Origin of the sequence: Peptoclostridium acidaminophilum DSM 3953 (genome assembly GCF_000597865.1) — a bacterium.
In the GTDB taxonomy this organism is placed as follows: Bacteria; Bacillota; Clostridia; order Peptostreptococcales; family Peptostreptococcaceae; genus Peptoclostridium_A; species Peptoclostridium_A acidaminophilum.
The window spans coordinates 1,524,796-1,548,227 of the sequence record NZ_CP007452.1 but is presented as its reverse complement, the minus strand read 5'-3'; the positions used below and the strand labels follow the sequence as shown (position 1 = coordinate 1,548,227).

Sequence of the window (23,432 nt, the reverse complement as noted above, 5' to 3'; positions counted from 1 at the left end):
ATGCATTTTTAAATCCATCTTTTTTTCTTGAAAAAAGCAAGCATGGCAAGCGCTATGGCAGCTAGCATTCCATAGAAGAACCAGGGGTAAAACCATGGGAGCTCCAGCTCGGGCATGTATTTGAAGTTCATGCCGTAAACTCCTGCTAGAAAGGTCAGCGGAATGAATATGGTTGACATTATCGTAAGCACCTTCATTATCTCGTTCATCTTGTTTCCTGAAATGGAAATGTATATGTCGACCATGCCTGAAAGTATGTCCCTGAATGATTCTATTGTATCTAGAACCTGTATTATGTGGTCATAAACGTCCTTGAAATACATGAGCGTCGAGTCGTAAATCAGCTCTGAGTCGCTTCTTTGCAGACGATTGAGTACCTCGCGGAATGGCCAGATAGCCTTTCTAAGGTGTATCATTTCGCGCTTCATAAGATGGAGTTTGTTTATGGTAGCGTAGCTTGGATTTTCAATGATTTCTTCTTCGAGGACTTCAAGCATGTCGCCGAGTTTTTCTACGAGTACAAAGTAGTTGTCAACAACCATGTCCATAAGGGTGTAAAAAAGGTAGTCGGACTTCATTTTGCGGAGTCTGCTCTTGGGATTTCTTATGTGGTCTAAGGCTGGATTAAATATGGCTGTTGGTCTTTCCTGGAATGAGATGACGAAATTTTCGCCAAATATAAGGCTCACCTGATCGCGTTCTATATGGCCGGAGGACTCATCGTAGCTGAGTATTTTGAATATCGTGCATATATAGCTTTCAAAATCCTCAATACTTATTCTGTGAGAGGTGTTAAGTATGTCCTCAAGCAGCAGAGGGTGTATGCCAAAATCAGAGCCTATCTGTTCGATTTTGTCGATTTCGCCAAGGCCTGTTATCCTTATCCAAGTGAGTGTGTCGGGCGATAGCTGTTTGAAGCATTCATCTGCAGATTTTGGAGTGATTTCAGCCAGGGAGTCTTCGTTAAACTGAATTATTTCAATATCAGTGTGCCCCTGCATATGGTTACCCACATGGACAAGCGACCCCGGAGGCAGCCCCGTTTTCTGTGAGATGTTCTTGGTGCTTGATATCTTCATTGGAATTCTCCTTGTAGTTGATTAAGGTAAACAATAAATAAGTTTACCAGTAAAGCGCCGCAAATCAAGCCAGTCATATGATACCCAAAACAGCTGAGGCTAAAAACAATCAGGCACGGCAATCGCACATGCGTTTAGCTGCGAAAAGAATAAAATGCATTTTAAAGGCAAATTCAGGGTATTAATATAAAAGATCTCAGAAGTATGAGCATGGAGGACGAGTGCATGAAAAAGAAGATGGACTACTTCCGGAAGGTATACAAGTATGACGATGAAGCAAAAGCGTACATCATTGAGGCATCTCTTGATGACTACACAGAGATATTAAATGGTTGGGACCCTTCTCCTGTAAGATGGCGGGACATAGAGCCTGAATTCAAATTTTTCCTTGAAGAGTGCGCCCATGACATACCACTTAGATACCCGCTCGAGATTTTGCTGCATCTGCCCGAGTCTGTTAAGAATTCCAAAAAAGAAAAGCTCACCCAGGAGGCCATTAAAAACAACTTTGAATTTCTGACACATTTGGAATCAAAAGATTTACGACAAAGAAACAAAAAAAGTGCCATATACGTAGTAATGGCATTTGTATTTCTTTCGGCCGCATACACTCTTCAAGATACCGGAATAAGCGAGAATGTGCTCATGAGCATACTCTTGGAGGGAATATTCATAGGCGGCTGGGTGTTTTTGTGGGAGGCATTTTCGCTTGTGTTCATATACAACCAGGATGTGCGAAGGAATCTCAGGGAGATGAGAAGGTTCTCTAAGGCACAGATAACCTTCAAATATGGAAAACAATAACCCTTTGCATTAAAGGCGAGTCGCCTCTGTGCAAAGGGTTATTGTTTTTTTTATTCCTGCTCTTTTATAGCGCCTTTCATGTATGCAGCCAGCAGCAGATTAAGATAATTTATCTGCCCCTTAAGTTCAACTCCAATGTCGGTATCCATGACGTATTTCCTATGAGTCTTTTCAAGTACCGCAATTGTGGATTTTATATCCTGTTCCCCGTTTATGGCCATTTCTGTGGATTCAAAGGGCTCATGTGTTGCAAGCCTAAGGCCATAAGAGTTGTAAATGAGTGTGTATCCGGCAAGACCGGTTTCTGCCTGATAAGCCTTTGAAAACCCTCCATCTATGACAAGCAGCTTTCCGTTAGCCTTAATGGGGCTTTCGCCTTTTCTCGCCTTCACAGGGACATGGCCGTTTATTATGTGGGAGTTTTCGTCGAGGCCGAAGCTCTCGAGTATGGCCATGCAAATCTGCTCGCTGTCGCGAAGAGTATAGTAGAAGTCCTTGTTTTCCTTGTGGGGCAGCTTGTCGTTTATGAAATACCTCTCTAGCGTTGTCATCTGGTCCTTTCCAAATAGCGGCGAGTACTCTCCGCACCACAGGTAGAACATTATGTCACTTCCGTAGTCGCCGGATAAAGATTCCTTGTCGAAGTAGTAGTCACGGGCGAGGGTGTCGAACTTGTCAAGCAGACTCCTTCCGCTGTACTCGTCGCCGCCGATTCTGATTTTTTTGAAACTGCCGTCCTCATTGAGCGGTATGCAGCCGTGGAACATGAGGTTCGAGTTGAACTTCAGATACATGCTGCCTTTTGAATACAGGAACCTCACATGGCGTTGAAGCTTTTCGCTGTTCTTGAAGTATGTTGAAAGCCTCTTCACAAGCTCATCTTCATCAGGCGTAAGTTGATAAGGATTTTCAGGGTCGAGAGTAGGGAAGTTGGTGTCATTTAGCATGTATACGCCCGATGGGAGTTCTATCGTGGCGTTTTCCAAATCCAGCTTGTCGAGCAGAAGTCTCTTTTCCATATTGTACTGCGGGCTGCTTTTAATTATCTGTCCTTCTATCTTGAACTGTATTATTGAAATGGCCTTGTGCATTTTTGCAATAAGGTCAAGGTCCTTTTCCTTGAATGATGTGTCCTGGGGCAGCTTTGGCGCGAACTGTGTACATGGGTCATCAGAATAATACTCAAGCGCGAAGGTGGCAAGAGGCATGAGGTTTATACCGTACCCCTCTTCCAGTGTTTCAAGGTTGGCATACCTTGTGCATATTCTTATAACATTCGCCATGCATGCCAAAGAGCCGGCTGCTGCTCCCATCCAGATTATGTCGTGGTTTCCCCACTGGATGTCGACGCTGTGGTGCTCAAGCAGCTCATCCATTATTATATGGGCTCCGGGTCCCCTGTCGTATATGTCACCTATTATATGAAGCCTGTCCACCGAAAGTCGCTGTATAAGTCTGCATATGGCTGATATGAACTGGTCGGCGCTTTTGATGTTTATTATAGTGTTGATTATCTGGCTGTAATACTCCTGTTTGTCTTTTCGTGTCTCATCCTCGTGGAGCAACTCTTCTATTATATACGCAAAGTCTTTTGGCAGGGCTTTTCTGACCTTGGATCTTGTGTATTTGGATGAAACGACATGGCAGAGCTTTATCAGCCTGTGGAGAGTAACCCTGTACCAGTCCTTCATGTCCACTCCGCTCTTCTTTACTATATCGAGCTTTTGGTCTGGGTAGTAAATAAGCGTCGCAAGACTCCTTTTCTCTGATTCGCTCAGAATACCGTCAAACACGTCGTCAATTTTAAGCTTTAGAACGCCAGATGCATTTCTAAGGACATGGGAAAAGGCCTCGTATTCTCCGTGTATGTCGGTCAGGAAGTGCTCAGTGCCCTTGGGCAGGTTGAGTATGGCCTGCAGATTTATTATCTCCGAGCATACCGATGGTATGGAAGGATACTGCTTTGAAAGCAGCTTGAGATATTCTATATTTTTCTCTATTTCAGATATTTCCATGTTTTGCATAATACATCCCCCTTGCATTAAAATTTGAAAAGCTATAAAAGCATAAAATGCTGGATTTTAGAAGCATTAAGCGTTATATTCATTATAAGGCAAAAGCCGGTAGTTTTGAAAGTTAATTTACATATGTACATATAGATAGAGGAGGAATAGGGAATGTTGTCGTTTTTCTTCAAAAAAGATACAAAAATAAGAGATCTTTTAATGAAGCACCTGGATGCCGTGATAGAATGCTACACGATGTTCACAGATGGGCTGGGCAGGGTCTGGGAAACTGAATCGGAGGAGGAGCTCGTTGACATAATAAACAGAGTATCGGCGGCCGAGTCGAATGCAGACGGCATAAGACACAAAATAATACAGGAGCTTCTCAGTGGGGCTCTTCTTCCGGAATCCAGGAGAGAAATACTAATGGTAATAGAGGAAGTTGACAAGGTGGCAAATGCGGCTGAGGATATAATAAAGAGGATAGTCCTGGAATGCATAACAATAGATACGCCATACAAGAGCAGCGTGCTGCTTATAAATGAAAAGACAAAAGGGCAGCTGGGACTGCTCAGAAGCACTATAGACGGCATGCTCTCGAATCTATGGGAGGCTTATAAAAAAAGAGATGAGCTTATTGAAATAGATACAATAGAGCATGAAATCGATCTCATAGAGTTCGATCTTGTAAGACGGATATTCAAATCCGACATGGAGCTTGCTGAAAAGATGCAGCTCAAGTCGGTTGTGGTAGAGATAGCCAAGGTTTCGAATATAGTAGAGGACATATCCGATATTTTGGAGAGAATTATGGTGTCCAGAAAGGTTTGATGAATTATGTTTTCACCTTCGCTTATTTCAGGTATTATACTTGGCTGGGCTCTTGGAGCCAACGATGCCGCAAACTGTTTTGCAACGGCAGTCTCCACAAGGGCAGTCAAATACTCTACGGCTATAACAATAATAGCTGTTTTTGTAATGCTTGGAGCCCTGATAGACGGCGACAAGGGAATCGACAAGCTCAGCAGTTATGCATATTCAAGCGGAATAGAGAGTCCTGCATATGCATTTATAGTGATGCTTGCAGCAGCCATAACAGTAATAATCATGACGGTGCTCAGGTATCCGGTGTCCACCTCGCAGTCGATTATAGGCTCGATTCTGGGCACGGCATCAGTGATTGGAAAAGCTGATTTCAGTGCCACGCTGCAGTTTTTCGGAGCCTGGTTTGCAACGCCGCTGGGTGCAGCAGCTATAGGATTTTTAATTTACAAGCTCATAGAAAAATATCTTGAATCGAGAATAATGGAGTTTGCCTATTATGACAGGTTCATAAAGACAGGCTACATAATAGCAGGGGCATTTTCAGCGTATTCGCTTGGGGCTAACAACGTGGCAAACGTTTTTTCGGTATATGCAGGCAGGCTGGGTCTGATTGATACAGGAAATGCTCAACTCATAGGCGGAGCTACAATAGCACTCGGCGTGCTGACGTTTTCAAGGCCTGTTATGATGACTGTTGGCGAGGGCATAGCGCAGCTTTCTCCGGTATCAGGTTTTGTTTCGGTTCTAACAGCAGGAGTAGTCGTTTATATTTATGCCAGGATAGGAATACCGGTATCGACTTCGCAGGCCATAGTGGGAGCGGTGTTTGGCGTAGGGCTTGTAAAAGGGACAAGGGCAGTCAACTACAGGACGATAAGAAACATATTGTTTGCATGGTTTGGAACGCCTACGATAGCAGGTGTGACAGGCTATGCGCTCCTTAGCATATACAGATTTTTTGCGCCACTGTAGGCTCGGCGTGACAAGCATCCCGGCCCGAATTCGGGCCGGGCATTTTTATTATTGTATTTATAATACGACAAGCTTTTTTGGTTGCTTTTTCACAATGTATGGTTTAAAATTAAATAGGCTGAATGATGAATGCTTAAAAATCAATATAGTTCACCTGTATAATCGCGGGGATATGGCCCGCGAGTATCTACCAGACTGCCGTAACGAGGTCTGACTACAGGTTTAGGCTTTACAGGTCTTGCATGCTAAAACTGTTTGAACTTACCGTAAATTACATGTTCAAACCACTTTATTTTTAAATCGCATGCCGGGACACCAAGCTTTAAACCCTGTCTGTTTGCGACAGGCTTTTTTATTTTAAGAGCAAATAAACCTCGAAAGGATGCTGTGCGTATGAATTTTGTAGAAGAAAAGATATTGAAGGAAGCGCGCGTGGAAGACGGCGCAGTACTGAAAGTTGACAGCTTTCTTAACCACCAGATAGACGTGGATTTTTTAAACCAGATAGGCAAACGTTTCAAGGAGCTCTTTGAGGGCGAAAAAATAGACAAAATAGTCACAATCGAGGCTTCAGGCATAGCCATAGCCTGCATATGCGCTCAGTATTTCAATGTTCCTGTGGTATTTGCAAAAAAGACCGAGTCAAAGAACCTGGACAAAGAGACGTATAAAAGCCAGGTGTATTCATATACTAAGGCTAAGCACTACAACATTATGATTTCCAAGAGGTACCTGAGCGAAGGCGAGAGCATACTTTTTGTGGATGATTTTCTGGCAAACGGCATGGCTGCAGTAGCTATAAAGGATATAATAGACCAGGCGGGAGCAAAGCTTGCCGGAGTTGGCATTGTAATTGAAAAGGGCTTCCAGGAGGGCGGAGACGAACTCAGGGCAAAGGGCATTAATCTCAAGTCGCTTGCCATAATAGACAAGATGGACAAGGACTGTATAAGCTTCAGATGATTTGCCTGCGCAAGCAGGGTTTTACATATTTCAAGCGTTAACATTAAAATCAAATCTATGACTTAAAAAAAGCCTAGGAGGAGAAAAAATGAACAAGAAAATTGTTGCACTTTTAATGTCTTTTGTTATGCTGCTTTCTGTAATCCTTACAGGATGCTCGGGAGAAAAGAAGGCTGCAGACACATCAAAAGCAGATGAAAAAATGAAAGTAGGCTTCATCTATGTAGGACCTATAGGTGACGGAGGCTGGACTTATTCGCACAATGAGGGAAGGCTTTACCTTGAAAAAGAACTCGGAGTTGAAACTATATACAAAGAGTCTGTTCCGGAAGGACCAGAGGTTGAGAAGATAATGAAGGACATGATAGACCAGGGCGCGAAGGTTATATTCGCAACAAGCTTTGGCTACATGGACTATGTTGAAAAGGTTGCAAAGGAATATCCGGATGTCAAGTTCATGCATTGCTCAGGCTACAAGCAGGGCGAAAACATGACAAACTATTTCGGAAGGGAATATCAGGCAAGATATCTTTCGGGTATTGTGGCAGGGCTGAAGACGCAAACAGACAAGATAGGCTACGTAGCAGCATTTGAAATACCAGAGGTAGTAAGGGGAATAGACGCGTTTACGCTTGGCGTAAGATCAGTTAATCCAGATGCCAAGGTAGTAGTAAGATGGACTCATACCTGGTACGATCCAGTAACTGAAAAGGACGCTGCAAACTCGCTGCTTGACGAAGGCGCGGATATAATAGCCCAGCACCAGGATACAGCAGGACCACAGCAGGCAGCACAGGAAAGAGGCGCGTTCTCTATAGGATACAACACAGACATGAAGGCAATGGCTCCAAAAGCATACCTTACAGCTCCAATATGGAACTGGGGACCATACTATGCAGAGCAGGTAAAGGCTGCAATGGACGGTACTTGGAAGAGCGACAGCTACTGGGGCGGAATGGAGACAGGAACAATACAGCTTGCTCCTATGACAGAGCTTGTGCCAGCTGAAGCGGTTGCAAAGGTTCAGGAAATAGAAGCCAAGATAAAAGATGGAAGCTTCGAGGTTTTCGCAGGACCTATAAAGGATAACGAAGGAAACCTAAAGGTTAAGGAAGGCGAAAAGCTGACAGACGAGCAAATGCTTTCTATAGATTGGTTTGTCGAAGGCGTTGAAGGCAAGATAAAAAAATAATCAGGTGATTTTATGAATTCGAATTCTCTTATCAGAGTAGAGGGACTTACAAAACAATTTGGAACTGTTATAGCAAACTATAATGTAAGCATAGACATCAAGGCGGGGGAAATCCACTCGCTGCTTGGAGAAAATGGAGCCGGAAAGAGTACACTCATGAGCATGCTGTCAGGGATATATTCCCCTGACAGCGGCTCTATTTATGTGGACGAAAAACAGGTGACATTCAAGAATCCAAAAGATGCCATAGACATGGGCATAGGAATGATCTATCAGCATTTCAAGCTGGTAGATGTAATGAGTGCCAAGGAGAATATAATCGCCGGCCAAAAGGGCGGACTATTTGTCGATAGCAAGGGTCTGACAAAGGAAATAAGCGAGATTTCTCAAAGATTCAACCTCGAGATCGATCCCGACAAAAAGGTGTACGAGATGTCGGTTGCCGAGAAGCAAAGACTCGAGATACTCAAGGTGCTCTACAGGGGCGCGAAGATACTCATACTTGACGAGCCGACAGCCGTGCTCACTCCTCAGGAGACGACAAAGCTTTTTGACATCATCAGAAACATGAAAAAGGAAGGCTGCGCCGTTATAATAATCACGCACAAGCTCAACGAGGTAATGGAGATAAGCGACAGGATAACAGTGCTTCGAAAGGGAGAAGTAGTTGGCACAGTAGACAAATCAGATACTAACCCACAAAAGCTTACAGACCTTATGGTTGGAAGAGCTGTAGAGCTTTCAATAGAAAGGCCTGAGGCAAGGACACAGAAGAAGACTCTCATGGTCAAAGATCTTAACGCGTTAGACATACAAGGCGCCAGGGTAATAAAGGACATGTCTTTTGAGCTCTACGGCGGCGAGATACTCGGAGTCGCAGGAGTGGCGGGAAGCGGCCAGAAGGAGCTGTGCGAAAGCATAGCAGGAGTGTATCCGGTAGAATCAGGCCAGATCATATACGAGGAAGAAAACATAGTGGGCAAAAGCCCAAGGGACATAATAAAGATGGGCATAAGCATGAGCTTTGTGCCTGAAGACAGACTTGGCATGGGTCTGGTGGCTTCCATGGACATAGTAGACAATATATTGCTTAAGGAGTACCACAGGCAAAAGGGCGCCTTTGTAAAAAGGAAACCCGTAGCAGACAAGGCAAGAGACATAGTGAGGAGGCTTGACATAAGCACTCCTGGAATACACCATCCAGTAAGGCAGCTCTCAGGCGGCAATATTCAGAAGGTGCTGCTGGGCAGGGAAATAGACCTTAATCCGCATCTTATAATTACGGCATATCCTGCAAGGGGGCTTGACATAGGAGCTGCGTACACAGTGTATGACCTTCTCAATGAGCAGAAGAAAAAAGGCGTAGCCGTGATTTTCGTAGGCGAGGACCTTGACGTTCTAATGGAGCTTTGCGACAGGATAATGGTTGTTTGCGGAGGCAAGATAACAGGCATAGTGGATGCCAAGACATGTACGAAAGAGGAGCTCGGCCTTCTTATGGCCGGTGAAAGCATTGAAATGAAAGGAGTGGATGCGGATGCTTAGAATAATAAAAAAGCCTGAGCCCTCAAAGCAGCAGCTTGTGGCTATTAAGATAACGGCTGTCATTTTGGCATTCGTGGCATCGACTGTATTCATACTTTCTCTTGGACACAACCCCTTCAGCGTTTATTTCTCAATGCTTGAAGGCTGTTTCGGTTCTCTTTACAGATTCAACGAGACTGTTATAAAGACCATACCGCTTGCAATAACGTCTCTAGGAATACTCATCGCTTTCAAAATGAAGTTTTGGAATATAGGCGGTGAAGGACAAATACTTATGGGGGCTTTTCTGGCGAGTTTTTTTGCGCTCAAATTTCCAAGCATGCCTATGGCGCTGCTCATGCCGCTTATGATTGTAGCTGGCATGGTGGGCGGAGGGCTTTGGGCTCTTATTCCGGCTTTCTTCAAGGCAAGACTTGGAACCAACGAGACTCTGTTTACTCTTATGATGAACTATATAGCGCTGCAGTGGGTCACATATCTTCAGTATGGACCTTGGAAGGATCCGAACGCACTTGGATTCCCCAAGATACCAAACTTTTCTTCTAATGCCGTGCTTCCGAGTGTACTTGGTATACACGCCGGCTGGATAATATGTTTGCTGTTTATAGCGGGGATATATGTGTTTATGAAATATTCAAAAAAAGGTTTTGAGATAAGCGTTATAGGAGAAAGTGAAACAACAGCGTTATATGCAGGCATGAATGTAAAAAAGATCACACTAATAGCCATATTCATGAGCGGCGCATTATGCGGACTTGCCGGCATGATTCAGGCTTCTGCCGTAAGCAACACGCTTTCGATAGAGATTGCTGGAGGAGTCGGGTATACTGCTATAATAGTAGCATGGCTTTCAGGACTCAGCGCGCCTATAATACTGCTGGTTTCGTTCCTGTTTGCAACTCTTGTACAGGGCGGAGCATACATTCAAACGGCTTTCCAGATACCGCAGTCAGCGGCGCAAATTTTGCAGGGAATGATACTAATATTTGTACTTGGAAGCGAATTCTTCTCAAAGTATAAAATCGATATAAAAAAGGAAAAACCAAGTGATAATGAAGATGGTGCAAGGACTGCCTGATTTAATTAAACGGAAGGAGCAAAAACTATGGCTTTGATATCTTTTCTGAGCGCAGCCGTGCAGGCCGGAATGCCACTATTATTTGCGACAGTGGGAGAGATAATAACTGAAAAGTCCGGAAATCTCAACCTTGGAGTTGAAGGGCTTATGCTGCTTGGAGCTGTGGCAGGCTTTCAAGTCGGACTTATAACGGCCAATCCATTTTTGGCTGTAATGGGAGCACTGCTTGCAGGAGCAGCAGGTGCCCTCGTATTCGCTTTTCTTACTGTCACACTGCGCGCAAACCAGGTTGTAACGGGACTTTCGCTTACTATTCTTGGGACGGGAGTCGCAAGCTTCACTGGACAATCGCTAATGGGGCAGGTTGTACCTGAAGGAATCAGCAAATTCTTTGCGGCTGTTAACATACCTCTGCTTGGCAGTATACCTTTCATAGGGCCGGTACTGTTCCAACAGAGCATATTTGTGTACATGGGATTTATAGTGGCGATAGCTGCAGGAGTTTATTTTTATAAGACCAGGCTGGGCCTTAACCTTAGAGTAGTAGGAGAAAATCCAGCAGCTGCAGATGCAAGCGGCATAAACGTCACCCTCTACAAGTACGTCCATATAATAGTGGGTGGTGCGCTTTGCGCGCTTGGAGGCGCTTACCTTTCGCTTGTATATATACCTTCGTGGCAGGAAAATGTCACATCAGGAAGAGGCTGGATTGCCGTGGCGCTTGTAATATTCAGCATGTGGAATCCATACAAAGCCATGCTCAGCGCAATATTCTTCGGGGGGCTTGACATAGTAGGCTTTAGAATACAAAAATTCGACATAGCGGTATCGCAGTACATGATAGACATGCTGCCTTATATTGCCACAATAATAGTGCTAATAGCAGTGTCGGCAAAAAAATCAAAAGAGAATATGGCGCCCCAGAGCCTGGGCGAGCCGTATTTCAGAGAAGACCGATAAAACCGAAAATCCCGGAGCAGCTTTCAAAAGAGAGCGGCTTCGGGATTTTATTTTACGGCTATTATTTTTTGATCGAATTCAATGCAACGATTTTCTGGCTTTTGAAAATCTTGGCCATGGATGAAACTATTATTATCCCCATGGCAATTGCGCCGCCCGTCAGTATGGTCTCGTTACCGATTTGTATGGCCGAGGTGTAATCGTTGTTTAAGAGGCCTATCATTGTTAAATACAGGCCGTATCCGGGTACTAGAGGTATAATCCCTGGGACCACGAAGGCAGTTACAGGTTTTTTATCAATGCGGGCAAACAGCTCGCCAAGCGTTCCGACTACGATTGCGCCGGCCAGGCTGGCTAAGGGTGCAATATATCCAGCGGATTTCAAAATATAGTAGGCTATCCAGCCAAATCCTCCAGTAAAGCCTGCGTAAGGCACCGAGCTTCTTGGCGCATTGAAGAAAACGCTAAAGCCCACGGTAGAAATGAACGAGAATAAAAACTGTTTAAATATCATATGAGCGAACCTCCTAAAACACCTGTCCAAAAACCGAGCACTAAGCCTACGCCCACGGCTATGGAAACGGCTATCATTACTGCCTCGAATACGCGGGATATGCCAGATATTATATCTCCTGATATGAGGTCTCTTATGCCGTTTGTCAAAGCAACTCCTGGCACAAGAGGCATAACTGCGCCTACAATAATCATGTCAAAGCTCGTCACAAGACCTATTTTGGAGGATATTACAGAGCATAGCGAAATTACAGCGGCGCTGGCCGTTGTGGACAGGAATTGCGTATCACTAAGCCTATCTATGCTCCAGAAGACTATAATCGAAATTATGCTTACAAAAAATGTAGCTATAAAATCGAGGGGTTTACCGCCGGACAGCAGCGTGAAAAAAGCGGCAGCAAGCCCTATGAGAATAAGAGTTAAAGCCGGGTGGAACTTAGGCGTGTTGTCTATTTTTTTCAATTTATTCATAGCCTCTTCATATGGAATTTCACTTTTCACAAAGCTTCTTGCAAAGTTGTTGACCTGTGATATTTTATCGAGGTCAATCTTTCGGTTTTTCACCCTCTTTATTATTGAGGTGCTTTCTCTGGTCTTGTTATCGGACACGAAAAGTCCAGTTGGGGTAACAAAAGAGCTGACTTCATGGAGCTCCTTGGATTTGCACATGCGATCTATAATATCTTCAACCCTGTATGTTTCGGCTCCGCTTTTTAGCATTATTTCGCCTGAATACAGGGCTATCTGCAAAACTTCATTTTTAAGCAAAAATGACTCCTCCTCTGTTAAAATAATATGCTGAACTGAGCCTATAGAGCATTGCCTTAGCAGTAATGCGAAGAAGCAAGTATAGAAGAATTATATTATATGTAAACAGCAACTTCAATAATGAAAGCTGCTTATGAAAAATATGAACAGAAATTCGTTTTTTTGCGAGCTATAGAAAAATTTTTTTGAAAACTAAATATAAAAAAATAAATACGAAAAAATAAATGAATATAGATTAAAACCCGAATATTAAGATAAATATATTATATAGACATATAAATATATTTTAATAAAAAATGCTAGATTAAAAGTGTCGAAAAATAACAGTATATATCATAAAATTAACAAGGTTATTTAGTATGTTACAAATAACGTTTTCACGAATATTAATGCTCATTATTGCTAAAAAAAACGTGGCATTAATGCAAAAAGTGTATTATAATGGTCGTATGTTATTTCAGCGTGGACATGCGCTATTTTAAGAATAATTTGAAAAGGGGATAGAATTATGGATTTTACTAATTTGAAGAATGTAGACATCGATGTGTATGAGGCTCTTAAAAAAGAAATAACAAGGCAAAACACTAACATCGAGCTTATTGCATCTGAGAACTTTGTTTCGGAAGCTGTTATGGAGGCTATGGGCAGCCAGTTTACAAACAAATATGCTGAAGGCTATCCTGGCAAGAGATACTACGGTGGCTGTGAAAATGTAGATGTTGTGGAATCGCTCGCCATAGAAAGACTTAAAAAGCTATTCGGTGCAGAACATGCCAACGTTCAGCCGCACTCTGGAAGCAGTGCTAATATGGGAGTATATCTTGCATTCCTAAACTATGGAGACAAAGTTATGGGAATGAACCTTTCTCAGGGAGGGCACCTTACTCACGGCTCGCCGGTAAACATTTCAGGAAAATATTTTGAATTCATACCTTATGGGGTTAGACAAGAAGATGAGCTTATAGATTATGACGAGGTTTTGGAAATAGCAAAGAGAGAAAAGCCAAAGATGATAGTTGCAGGAGCAACTGCTTATCCAAGACAGATAGACTTTAAGAGATTCAGGGAAATAGCAGACGAAGTAGGCGCGCTGCTTATGGTTGACATGGCCCACATAGCAGGTCTTGTAGCTGCGGGACTTCATCAGAATCCATGCGAGTATGCAGATTTTGTTACATCTACTACTCACAAGACTCTAAGAGGACCAAGAGGAGGCGTAATACTTTGCAAGGAAGAGCATGCCAAGGCTATAGACAAGGCCATATTCCCGGGACTTCAGGGAGGACCGCTTGAGCATGTTATAGCAGCAAAGGCTGTGTGCTTCAAGGAGGCACTAAGCGACGGTTTCAAGGAATACCAGCAGCAGGTAATAGCGAATGCCAGAGCTCTGGCAAAAGCTCTTGTTGATAAAGGTTTCAGAGTAGTGTCTGGAGGAACAGACAACCACCTTATACTTGTAGATCTTAGAAATCATGAGATAACAGGAAAGGATGCAGAAAAGAGACTCGACGAAGCGCACATAACAGTAAATAAAAACACAGTTCCATTCGATACTGCAAGTCCGTTTGTTACAAGCGGCATAAGAATCGGAACTCCTGCAGTTACAACCAGAGGCATGAAAGAAGAGCAAATGGAGACTATTGCGGAGGTTATAAGGGTAGTAATAGAGGAGAACAACATAGAGAAGGCTGCAGAAATGGTTAAAAAACTAACAAGTGAATTTCCGTTATATCAGTCTCTATAAAATATAAACAAAAATACCAGATGCTATGCATCTGGTATTTTTGTTTATATTTCAGTACATCAGTGCATTGTAAAAAAAACACTTTATTTGAAAGGTAGATTACCTATATGAAAATAAATATGGGACTAGAAATGTTTTTTTGCAGAATCATTTTAAAAATCCTGCAAAATAACAAAAAAATATCACACAATTCAGCTTTAATGTGTTAATATATATTAAATATTAAAATAATTGAGAAGAATAGCTGCAGGAATGCCTGCAACGAATGCTATTGGAGGTGGATTTCATGTCAGAAGAATTTTACGTGGCACTTATTAACAAGATGGCTGAAGCAGTTGAAAAAACAAATCGCATACCTTCGGACTACTATGGCATGTATAATGTTAAGCGCGGTCTTAGAAATGAAAATGGCACGGGGGTACTGGTTGGTCTCACTCAGGTGGGTTCGGTACACGGGTATGTTGTCGATGCAGGTGAAATAGTGCCCGACGAGGGAGCTCTTATATATAGAGGGATGGATTTGAAAGACGTAGTTCAAGGCTTCCAGAAGGAAAAGAGGCACGGCTTCGAAGAAGTGTGCTATTTGCTCTTATTTGGTGAACTGCCAACGCAATCTCAGCTTGACGAGTTCAAAAAGCTGCTTGGAGAACTGAGGGTTCTGCCAAAGAGCTTTACTGAGAACATGATCTTGAAAAATCCAAGCAAGGATATAATGAACAAGCTTCAAAGGAGTATACTTGTATCGTATTCTTATGACAATAACCCTGACGATATAAGCGTGAAAAACTTGCTAAGACAGAGTCTTGAGCTGATAGCAAGATTCCCTACAATAGTTGCCTACGGTTATCAGGCGAAGAGGCACTACCATGACAATAAGAGCCTTTTCATACATTCGCCAGTGCCTGAGCTTGGAACTGCTGAAAATCTACTCTACATGATAAGGCCGGATAACAAGTATACTGAAAAAGAGGCGGAGCTGCTTGATCTTTCGCTTGTAATACATGCCGAGCACGGCGGAGGAAACAACTCTGCATTTGCAACACACGTGGTTTCATCAACAGGAACAGACACATATTCTGCCATAGCAACTGCCGTTGGTTCATTGAAGGGGCCCAAGCACGGAGGTGCCAACCTGAAGGTTCTCAACATGATTGACAACATAAAGGAGAACATATCCAGCTGGAGCGATAAGGTGGAAATCAAAGATTATCTGAGAAAAATATTAAGAAAGGATGCGTTCGACAATACGGGCCTCATATATGGAATGGGCCATGCAGTATATACGCTTTCTGATCCTAGAGCAGTACTTTTAAAGGGAAAGGCATATGAGCTTGCTGTTGAAAAGGGCAGGGAGGAAGAGTTTGCTCTCTACGAGAACATAGAAAACCTAAGTATAGAGGCGTTCAAGGAGCTTAAGGGACCGGATGCTGTAATTTGTGCGAATGTAGACTTTTATTCCGGATTTGTATATGATATGCTCAACATTCCTCATGAACTATATACTCCGCTGTTTGCAACAGCCAGAGTATGCGGCTGGTGTGCCCACAGAATAGAACAGGTGGTAAGCGATAACAAGATAATGAGGCCTGCCTACAAAAGCGTCATGGACATGAGAGAATACGTAGAATTAGCCAAAAGATAAAACAATAAAAGAGCTTTCCGCTACATAAGAGCGGGAAGCTCTTTTATTTCAGACAAAATTTCAGAATAACCCTTTTATTAATGCCCAAATTTGATATAATAAACAAGGAGAGAACAACAGGCGCGGCATTAAAAAAAACAATAATTAGAGTAAGGTGGGATGTATTTTTGAACTGGGATGTACTTAAAAACAAGGAACAAAGAAGTGCCCTGCTCAGGGTGGGAGCAGTTGTTGCATTATTTATTGCAATGATAGCTTTGGCAATTTACATAAAAGGCATTGGATACAAGATTTTGTTCGGTGTGCTCGCCGCTATACTTGCAGCATTTCTGGCGAAGATATTCATATCAATCAAGAGGAAGAAATTTTATATACAGGGTCAGTGCATAGCTGTCAATCCGCCAAAAGGGAAATTCAAAAAATACGAAGTATACATCAAAATAGGCAAGACTACTAAAAAGCTGTATTCGCCGAGCCAAATCAACATGAAAAAAGGCAAGCTTTATGGAATATACTTTGAAGAAAAATCAAACGACATAATCAAGTTCGAAGAGCTGGGCGTTAATATTCAAAGGCCAAAAAAATAGCTCTAGAGTAAGCAAATAAAGGTGCCCTGAGCGGCACCTTTTGTATTTTAGGGCGAGACAAAGATTTCAAGGGGATGATGTATTGACCAGGTGGAAAAGCTTTGGACACAAGGGCGACATGACCGAGAACCTTATAGAGCATGTGAACGGCATATATGAACGTAAGGGCATAGCCCTCATCACAAAGATGCCAGTTCCAGTCAAGGTTACAAAGATAGGCTCAGGCAGGATAGTCGAGGCCTATTTTGAAAAAAGGTCCACGGTCGACTATTACGGGATATGCCAGGGTCATTCAATATGTTTTGATGTAAAGGAGACAGACAGGTCGTATCTGCCGCTTCAGAACATACACGAGCACCAGTTGGAATACATGCTTAAGTTCAAAGCTCAGGGCGGATTTTCATTTGTAATATGCAACTTCAAGAAAGAGGGCAAATATTTTCTGATTCCAATAGAACTTGTTGATAGCTACTGGAAGAATGCCGCGGGAGGCGGAAGGAAATCTATACCTATGGATGCAATCGACTATAGATACGAGATACCATCGCAAAGCGGCCTGCCTGATTATATTGCAACCCTGGGAATATATATAAACGAGCCAAGGTGAGAAGGATGTACTGTCTTAATGTACAGATAATTCGGCCATCGGTGTTTCTTGTGGCAGCCTTCAGGGTATCATCTTTAGTAATAAAATCAATTAGCTCAAAATTAAAAACTTTTAGGGAGTGATTTTATGAATAAGGATGTCATAGTCAGAATGCTTGAAAAAGAGCTCGAAGATGTTTTTGACAAACACCCGAACAGAGCAGAATATATGGGAGTTTTCAGGGAGAAGTGTGAAGTCGTATACGATGTGAAGATAAAGAAATATCAAACCGGCGAAAAAACTTTCGATGAACTCAAAGAGAGCATAATGAGAGAAGAAAAAGAGCTGCTCCAAAAGGATTTTAACGTGGAATTTTAACAATGGTTTAGTCAAATAAAAGCGACACCGGCATTAAGCTGGCGTCGCTTTTGTGTTATTTGTGTTTTGTTTAGCATCAAACCTTGAATTCTCCAACGTATGCATATTTATCGCTTTCGTATTCAAACTCATCCAGAGGGAGCAGCGACCACTCGCCCCTTATGCCAACGTCGTGAGCCATGCCCTCGAAAAGATACATCATTATGCCCGCATCAGTCATACTCTCCTTGGAAGCCGGATTTTTGACTGCGATGACTATTCGCTCATTTTGTATTAGAAATCTCCATGGCTGAAGATTTCTTGCTGAAGGCGCGTTCCTGATACGGGAAAAAATATCTGCAAGACCTCGTTGCTCAAGCTCATCAAGGCTTATTTGCTTTCCGAATTCATCCTTGAACACGAAATGGTCCAGGGGCAGTCTGTCACCGCTTTTGTCGCTTTTTGATTCCGATATTTGTCTGTATGGATTGTTCGACACGTTTGAATAGGCGGCGGACGGAACATAGACAAACTTGAACCTGGACTCCTTCTTGGGGTATCCTACAGAGATTGCATAGTTTATATTTCTGAGCTCTGAGCCGGCGAGCTCGTCCTGCAGCCTTGCTCCTGCGTTGGAAAAATCAATCCAACAAGTGCCAAGGCCCATCTCGAAAAGTTTTTTAATAAGGGACTGCATTGCATATGAGGCTGCTATTTGCGTCCTGTAGTTTTCATCTTCCGTAAGAATCCCAATGTAGTGAGGACTTTTAATCATCACTCCGGCATAGCCGGCATAGCCGTTAAGCTTTTCGTATACTCCGGCTCCGTCCTTCAAGAATAAGAATCTGACCTTTACGCTTTTTATGCTTGCTTCTATTTCGTGGGCATAATCGATAATGGTCTTTATGGTGTTTTCTGAAAGCTGCTTTTGTTCATATTCACGGGCTGAATATCTCTTCTCTAAAAATTCCCTGATTAGCACTATAACTACCTCCCATGCTGTACTTGCTCATATTATACTTATACTGAAATTTATACCACAATTTCATGTTAAGTAAATCAAATTATCAGATGTTTTACAAATACATTGCTGACAAGACACTGAATACAGAATATGCAATGAAATTTCATGAAGTATTTAACAAAATAGTTTTGTTGGGTTCAAAAGGGTATATTAATATTGTAAACTGTAAAATTAAAACTGACATGAATAATGAGACAAGGGGGATTTTATTATGAAAAAGATATTACTTCCTGTTGACGGATCAGAGGCATGTGCCGCCATATATGACCATGCGAAATTTTTCGCCGAAAAGCTTGGGGCCGAGATACTTATAATCAACGCCCAGGACAAGCTCCCTGCTGGATATGCCGGTGTGGATTTCAAGCATGTAGGCGATGAAAAGCTCCAAAAGTCGGGAGAAGCCATTGTGGAACAAGCCAAGAAGCATTTTGAAGGCGCCGGGCTTAAGACAGAAACAAGAGTTTTATTTGGTGATGCAGCATCGGTTATAATAGACACTGCGGAAAGTGAGCAGTGCGACATGATAATAATATGCACGCACGGAATGTCGGCTGCGAGGAGATTTCTGATAGGATCTGTAGCAAATAAGGTTGTACACCATGCGAGTGTTCCAGTGCTTATTATCAGATAAGCAATAATTTTGCATGGAATCTCCTGTAGGCTCAGAGATGTCTGCAGGAGATTTATTTTGCGGAGGAGTTGGTATGGGTGCTTGAAAACAAAATAGAGGATATAGTAGACATTGACAAAATCGGAGAAATATCCAGAGTGGATATGAATTCTCTTATGGAGCTTGCCAAAGCAGAAAAAAAGCTTCCGGCACAAGAAGATACGAAAAAAGTATTGCTGCTGGCGATAGACATTCAAAACGACTTCATGGAAAAGGGCAGCCTGCCAGTCGAGGGCTCGCACAGGGACGTTGAAAACCTAATTAGATTCATCTACAGCAATGCCGGCAAGATAACATCGATAGTAGCCTCGCTTGATACACATACGGCATATCAGATATTCCATCCGTGCTGGTGGGTGGATGCCTGCGGCAAAAATCCCAAGCCGTTTACACTCATATCAAGCGGAGACATAGAAAACGGGATATGGATACCTGTAAGGCACAGGGAGCATAGCATCAGATATGTAAAATATCTTGAAGAGAATTCCAAAAAAAGCCTCATCATATGGCCCTACCACTGTATGCTCGGCACTACTGGCCATTGTCTTGAGGCGCAGTTTTCAAAAATTGCATATTATCACTCGATGGTCAGAGATTCAAATTTTGAAATAATAGTCAAGGGGACAAGTCCGACGAGCGAAATGTATGGAATATTCAGGCCTGAATATGATGAAGGTTTTGAATTCGAAACGACTCTCCTAGATAAGTTTGCCGGCTACGACAAGGTTATAATAGCCGGCGAGGCAAAGTCGCACTGCGCGCTTGAATCACTTTCTCAAATATGCGAATACTACAAAGATAGCAGGCAAATAACCGAAAGGATATACCTGCTTGAAGACTGCACAAGCTGCATTGGAGGATTCGAAGAGGACACGGAGGCAGCCCTTTCGCAGATGGAAGTGCTTTATGGAATAAAGAGAGTCAAGTCCACAGAGATAGAAATATAAAACAGCAGGCTATGCCTGCTGTTTTTTTACCGAGTTATATGCAATTACGGCTGCGCCTAGGGCGCCCACTATCTGGGAATGCTCCGAAACAAACAGAGGCGTGCCGATTTTTTCTTCCAAGGCCCTTATTGTAGTCTTGCACCTTGCAACACCGCCAGTAAACGCCACATCTTGAGTCAACGGAATTTTACTCATAAGAGATGAGGCTCTGTTCGATATGGAATGAATCAGGCCAAGCAGCACGCTTTTCTTGTCTATACCCTTTGCGAGCAGGCTTATCACCTCCGACTCGGCGAATACAGTACACATGCTTGATATTGGTTGAGGCTTTACGCTTTCATCTATCATGCTGTCGAGCTCTGCAATGTCCACGCCAAGCGTTGCAGTCATTACCTGGAGGAATCTGCCTGTTCCTGCAGCGCATTTGTCGTTCATTGAAAAATCAAGCACATTGCCAGACTCATCAATGCTTATTACCTTGCTGTCTTGTCCGCCGATATCAAGTATTGTTCTTGTATTTGCGTTAAGGAAATGGGCACCTTTGGCATGACACGTAATCTCAGTAACAGCCTTGTCTACAAAAGGCATTGAAATTCTGCCGTATCCAGTCCCTATAATTTTTTTGACGTCATCTCTGTTTACTCCGCTTTTTTTAAGAAGCAATTCAAGCACTTCGCAGGAGGCGTCCTTTGGGCTCCAGCCGGTAGGCATAAGAGCGGTTTCAACTATGTCCCCATTGAACAGAACTCCTTTTGTGGCAACAGATCCCGCGTCAATTCCAATAGAGTAAAACATTATAACAAGACCTCCTCAATTAATAAAAAAGCAAAAATAGAGATACATCATGATGTCATGATGTATCTCTGACTTAAAAGTCAAAAAATCTTTTTTTAGCCTGCCGGTTTATCGTGTGAATTCCATCTGTCTTTATGCCTGGGTTTTCAGACAGTATTTCCCTGACAGCTTCAATATCTGTTGAGCTTATCATGATTGATATGCCGCAGCATGAGCTGAGCTCCCTTGGAGTGGGGCTTATGGCGTATTTAATCCCGTTCTCCTTGAGCTTTCGTTCGAGCGACAAGCCATGCATGTGAGAAGGAAAAAGCACGAAAGACTTAGATTCTTTTTCCATTTTTATAGCCACCTTGATTTCTATTTGTTGCCTATCATCTCGAAGAAAGCCTCGAGTCTGGTTTTTATTTGTCCAGCATCTTCAAGACCGTAGTCTGACTCTATGTTTATCACAGGAATATTCTCTTTTGCAAGAGCCTCCTTAACAGCCTTGAATTCAGCCGCATAAGTAGTGCAGAAAGGAAGTGTATAGTATACAACTCCATCAGCAGCATATTCTTTGTAAAGTCTTACTATATCGTCTATTCTTGAAGTGTTTGGCGTGAAGCATGCACAATTGGTCTTAAGATATCTGTCGGCAAGTATCTTGTAGTGGTCTTCAAGAGTGGATGCAGATTCGTCAACAAGGTTTTGGAAATATTTCACGCCTGTGCAAGTTTCCTCTGCAACTACAGCGCCGCCGCTTGTCTCGATTATATGATGAAGCTTCCAGTTTGGTATTGCCATTGGTATACCAGTTATGAGTATTCTTGGAGCCTTCTTCTCAAATACGCCTTCTCCGTTTTCTATTCTCTTTTCAAGCTCGTCGCAAAGCTGATTAGTCATTTGAGTAAATCTTGCAGGGTCATCATAGAATGCTATTTGAGTTACAAGAAGCGCGTCTTTTCCGCTTATTGGAGGATTAGCCACTTTTCTTGTTTCATAAAGTCTCTGGAGAGCTCTTCGCTTGTCGTTAAGCAGCTTAGTAGATTCGCTAAGCTTTTCGGCAGTCACCTCAACGCCTGTAAGCTCCTCCATTCTTTCCTTGAACAGTTTTATTTCACCCTGCCAGTTTATGTAGTCCTGCTCTCTTTTCATACTTGAAAGATTCATGACATGTATAGGAGTGTATTCTGCGAAAGTCTCCCAAAGTTTTTTCTTGGCGTCGCAGGTAGTCTCGCCAACAAGCATGTCGCATGATTTGAAGTATGGACATGTGTTTCCGACAAGAGCTCCTGCTGCAGCCTTCACTAGCGGACATGTATTCCTTGGCACGACTTTTTCGCCGTCTGGATGCCAGAACTCTGAGCCGGCACAAAGGCCTACGCTTGCGGCGTTCGCTGCCACTATTATTTCGTCAGGAACGTATACGCAGAAGGTTCCCACTACTTTCTTTCCGTCTTTTCTCATGTCTGCAAGCTCTTGAACCCTGTATCCATGGATTTCAGATACCACGAAGTTGTAGTAGTTCATAGCCTCTGGTCTGTTTTCCTGCTGCATGTATATTTCGCCGTAAAACTCAGGCAGAACAGCGCAAAGCTGGTCGTGCTTTTCCAAGTCAATGTCAAGTGATGTCCAAAGTTCTTTGTAATCAGCCATTGTCAGTAGTCCTCCTCAAAAATAAAAATAAAGAAATATTAAGGCTCTGCATTATACAGAACCTTTAGGGAGATAAAGAAAAGATGGTGTTTGTTTGACGGTTTTCGGACGGCAAATGTCCCTAATGAACAGTGTACATCATGAAACGAATTTTGTTTATAAATATAAAAAAATGCAATGGATAAATATTTCTTATAAAAAAATGAATACATATTGAAAAGCAAAACTTGTAAAGTAAAGCTCGCTGCTCAGAATTGACAATGCGAATGCGGGGTGATATAATTGATTAGTTGAATATGGTGAGTAGGCTGGATAGTCGCGGATGCCTTTGGCAGACGAGGAAAGTCCGAGCTCCGTAGGGCAAGGATGCTGGGTAATCCCCAGTGGAGGCGACTCTAAGGATAGTGCAACAGAGATATACCGCCAGAAGGCTTTGTCTTCTGGTAAGGGTGGAAAGGTGAGGTAAGGGCTCACCAGCGGTTAGGCGACTAACTGGCTATGTAAACCCCATCCGGAGCAAGACCAAGTAGGGACTCAAAAAGGGGGCTGCCCGTCCCTGTCCCGGAGGTAGGTCGCTTGAGCCTTATGGTAACATAAGGCCTAGATAGATGACTATTCAAGACAGAACTCGGCTTATAGGCCTAGTCATCATAACCATATAAAAAAACAACGCTTAGGCGTTGTTTTTTTATATTCATTTTTTTTGAGGTGTTTGAATTGCTACTAATAAATGTTTTTGG

23 protein-coding genes, 1 other RNA gene and 1 riboswitch are annotated in these 23,432 nt (G+C 42.8%); of the genes, 16 read left to right on the top strand and 8 right to left on the bottom strand.

Annotated elements, in window-relative coordinates; all coding sequences use genetic code 11:
- Positions 1-8: 8 nt before the first annotated feature.
- Positions 9-1,079, bottom strand: coding sequence for a magnesium/cobalt transporter CorA (gene corA / locus EAL2_RS07735; protein WP_025435830.1), 1,071 nt, complete (start codon positions 1,077-1,079; stop codon positions 9-11).
- Between the two features lie 225 nt (positions 1,080-1,304).
- Here corA and EAL2_RS07730 point away from each other — a divergent pair, with 225 nt between their 5' ends.
- Positions 1,305-1,883, top strand: coding sequence for a hypothetical protein (locus EAL2_RS07730; protein ID WP_025435829.1), 579 nt, complete (start codon positions 1,305-1,307; stop codon positions 1,881-1,883).
- A 50-nt stretch (positions 1,884-1,933) separates the two neighbouring features.
- Here EAL2_RS07730 and EAL2_RS07725 read toward each other — a convergent pair whose 3' ends face one another.
- Complete coding sequence (locus tag EAL2_RS07725; protein ID WP_025435828.1) at positions 1,934-3,907, bottom strand: fructose-bisphosphatase class III; 1,974 nt, start codon at positions 3,905-3,907, stop codon at positions 1,934-1,936.
- A 153-nt stretch (positions 3,908-4,060) separates the two neighbouring features.
- On the opposite strand from EAL2_RS07725, the gene EAL2_RS14800 reads away from it, so the two are divergent.
- The 7 genes from EAL2_RS14800 (at position 4,061) to EAL2_RS07690 (ending at position 11,424) form a co-directional block, all read left to right on the top strand.
- Positions 4,061-4,720, top strand: a complete 660-nt coding sequence (locus EAL2_RS14800) for a DUF47 domain-containing protein (RefSeq protein ID WP_025435827.1) — start codon at positions 4,061-4,063, stop codon at positions 4,718-4,720.
- Positions 4,721-4,726: 6 nt separating this feature from the next.
- The gene (locus tag EAL2_RS07715; protein ID WP_025435826.1) at positions 4,727-5,686 is read left to right on the top strand and encodes an inorganic phosphate transporter; all 960 of its coding nucleotides are present in this window, start codon (positions 4,727-4,729) and stop codon (positions 5,684-5,686) included.
- A gap of 134 nt (positions 5,687-5,820) precedes the next feature.
- Positions 5,821-5,923: riboswitch (purine riboswitch) on the top strand.
- 156 nt (positions 5,924-6,079) lie between these two features.
- Positions 6,080-6,649, top strand: coding sequence for a xanthine phosphoribosyltransferase (locus EAL2_RS07710; protein ID WP_025435825.1), 570 nt, complete (start codon positions 6,080-6,082; stop codon positions 6,647-6,649).
- Positions 6,650-6,737: 88 nt separating this feature from the next.
- Complete coding sequence (locus EAL2_RS07705) at positions 6,738-7,841, top strand: BMP family ABC transporter substrate-binding protein (protein WP_025435824.1); 1,104 nt, start codon at positions 6,738-6,740, stop codon at positions 7,839-7,841.
- A gap of 12 nt (positions 7,842-7,853) precedes the next feature.
- Positions 7,854-9,386: an ABC transporter ATP-binding protein gene (locus EAL2_RS07700; RefSeq protein ID WP_025435823.1), complete on the top strand. Its 1,533-nt coding sequence runs from the start codon at positions 7,854-7,856 to the stop codon at positions 9,384-9,386.
- A complete protein-coding gene (locus EAL2_RS07695) occupies positions 9,379-10,464 on the top strand; it encodes an ABC transporter permease (protein ID WP_025435822.1) in 1,086 nt (361 codons plus the stop codon). The genes EAL2_RS07700 and EAL2_RS07695 overlap by 8 nt, the downstream gene beginning before the upstream one ends.
- 27 nt (positions 10,465-10,491) lie before the next feature.
- Entirely contained in the window at positions 10,492-11,424 is a 933-nt protein-coding gene (locus tag EAL2_RS07690) for an ABC transporter permease (RefSeq protein WP_025435821.1), read from the top strand.
- Between the two features lie 61 nt (positions 11,425-11,485).
- Here the strand turns inward: EAL2_RS07690 and EAL2_RS07685 are convergent, their stop codons facing one another.
- Positions 11,486-11,938, bottom strand: coding sequence for a threonine/serine exporter family protein (locus EAL2_RS07685; protein WP_025435820.1), 453 nt, complete (start codon positions 11,936-11,938; stop codon positions 11,486-11,488).
- The gene (locus EAL2_RS07680; RefSeq protein ID WP_025435819.1) at positions 11,935-12,705 is read right to left on the bottom strand and encodes a threonine/serine exporter family protein; all 771 of its coding nucleotides are present in this window, start codon (positions 12,703-12,705) and stop codon (positions 11,935-11,937) included. The genes EAL2_RS07685 and EAL2_RS07680 overlap by 4 nt, the downstream gene beginning before the upstream one ends.
- Before the next feature lie 508 nt (positions 12,706-13,213).
- On the opposite strand from EAL2_RS07680, the gene EAL2_RS07675 reads away from it, so the two are divergent.
- From EAL2_RS07675 to EAL2_RS07655, 5 genes are all read left to right on the top strand, one after another.
- Positions 13,214-14,449, top strand: coding sequence for a serine hydroxymethyltransferase (locus tag EAL2_RS07675; RefSeq protein ID WP_025435818.1), 1,236 nt, complete (start codon positions 13,214-13,216; stop codon positions 14,447-14,449).
- Between the two features lie 286 nt (positions 14,450-14,735).
- Positions 14,736-16,091 carry a citrate/2-methylcitrate synthase gene (locus tag EAL2_RS07670; RefSeq protein WP_025435817.1) on the top strand — a complete coding sequence of 452 codons (1,356 nt, stop codon included), beginning with the start codon at positions 14,736-14,738 and terminating at the stop codon, positions 16,089-16,091.
- Positions 16,092-16,258: 167 nt separating this feature from the next.
- Positions 16,259-16,678 carry a hypothetical protein gene (locus EAL2_RS07665; protein ID WP_025435816.1) on the top strand — a complete coding sequence of 140 codons (420 nt, stop codon included), beginning with the start codon at positions 16,259-16,261 and terminating at the stop codon, positions 16,676-16,678.
- Between the two features lie 82 nt (positions 16,679-16,760).
- Complete coding sequence (locus EAL2_RS07660; protein ID WP_025435815.1) at positions 16,761-17,285, top strand: Holliday junction resolvase RecU; 525 nt, start codon at positions 16,761-16,763, stop codon at positions 17,283-17,285.
- A 126-nt stretch (positions 17,286-17,411) separates the two neighbouring features.
- A complete protein-coding gene (locus EAL2_RS07655) occupies positions 17,412-17,642 on the top strand; it encodes a hypothetical protein (RefSeq protein ID WP_025435814.1) in 231 nt (76 codons plus the stop codon).
- Between the two features lie 76 nt (positions 17,643-17,718).
- Here EAL2_RS07655 and EAL2_RS07650 read toward each other — a convergent pair whose 3' ends face one another.
- Positions 17,719-18,603 carry a nitroreductase family protein gene (locus tag EAL2_RS07650; protein WP_025435813.1) on the bottom strand — a complete coding sequence of 295 codons (885 nt, stop codon included), beginning with the start codon at positions 18,601-18,603 and terminating at the stop codon, positions 17,719-17,721.
- Positions 18,604-18,856: 253 nt separating this feature from the next.
- Here EAL2_RS07650 and EAL2_RS07645 point away from each other — a divergent pair, with 253 nt between their 5' ends.
- Complete coding sequence (locus EAL2_RS07645; RefSeq protein ID WP_025435812.1) at positions 18,857-19,276, top strand: universal stress protein; 420 nt, start codon at positions 18,857-18,859, stop codon at positions 19,274-19,276.
- Between the two features lie 77 nt (positions 19,277-19,353).
- On the top strand, positions 19,354-20,262 hold the full coding sequence (locus EAL2_RS07640; RefSeq protein ID WP_025435811.1) for a cysteine hydrolase family protein: 909 nt from the start codon (positions 19,354-19,356) through the stop codon (positions 20,260-20,262).
- A gap of 9 nt (positions 20,263-20,271) precedes the next feature.
- Here EAL2_RS07640 and EAL2_RS07635 read toward each other — a convergent pair whose 3' ends face one another.
- The 3 genes from EAL2_RS07635 to EAL2_RS07625 all read right to left on the bottom strand — a co-directional run bounded on the left by EAL2_RS07635 (position 20,272) and on the right by EAL2_RS07625 (position 22,692).
- Positions 20,272-21,057 carry an acyl-CoA dehydratase activase gene (locus EAL2_RS07635; RefSeq protein WP_025435810.1) on the bottom strand — a complete coding sequence of 262 codons (786 nt, stop codon included), beginning with the start codon at positions 21,055-21,057 and terminating at the stop codon, positions 20,272-20,274.
- Between the two features lie 73 nt (positions 21,058-21,130).
- Positions 21,131-21,394, bottom strand: a complete 264-nt coding sequence (locus EAL2_RS07630) for a DUF3343 domain-containing protein (protein ID WP_025435809.1) — start codon at positions 21,392-21,394, stop codon at positions 21,131-21,133.
- A 20-nt stretch (positions 21,395-21,414) separates the two neighbouring features.
- Entirely contained in the window at positions 21,415-22,692 is a 1,278-nt protein-coding gene (locus EAL2_RS07625) for a double-cubane-cluster-containing anaerobic reductase (protein ID WP_025435808.1), read from the bottom strand.
- A gap of 300 nt (positions 22,693-22,992) precedes the next feature.
- Here EAL2_RS07625 and rnpB point away from each other — a divergent pair.
- An RNA gene (gene rnpB / locus EAL2_RS14895) (RNase P RNA component class A) lies at positions 22,993-23,344 on the top strand.
- Positions 23,345-23,432: the final 88 nt, after the last annotated feature.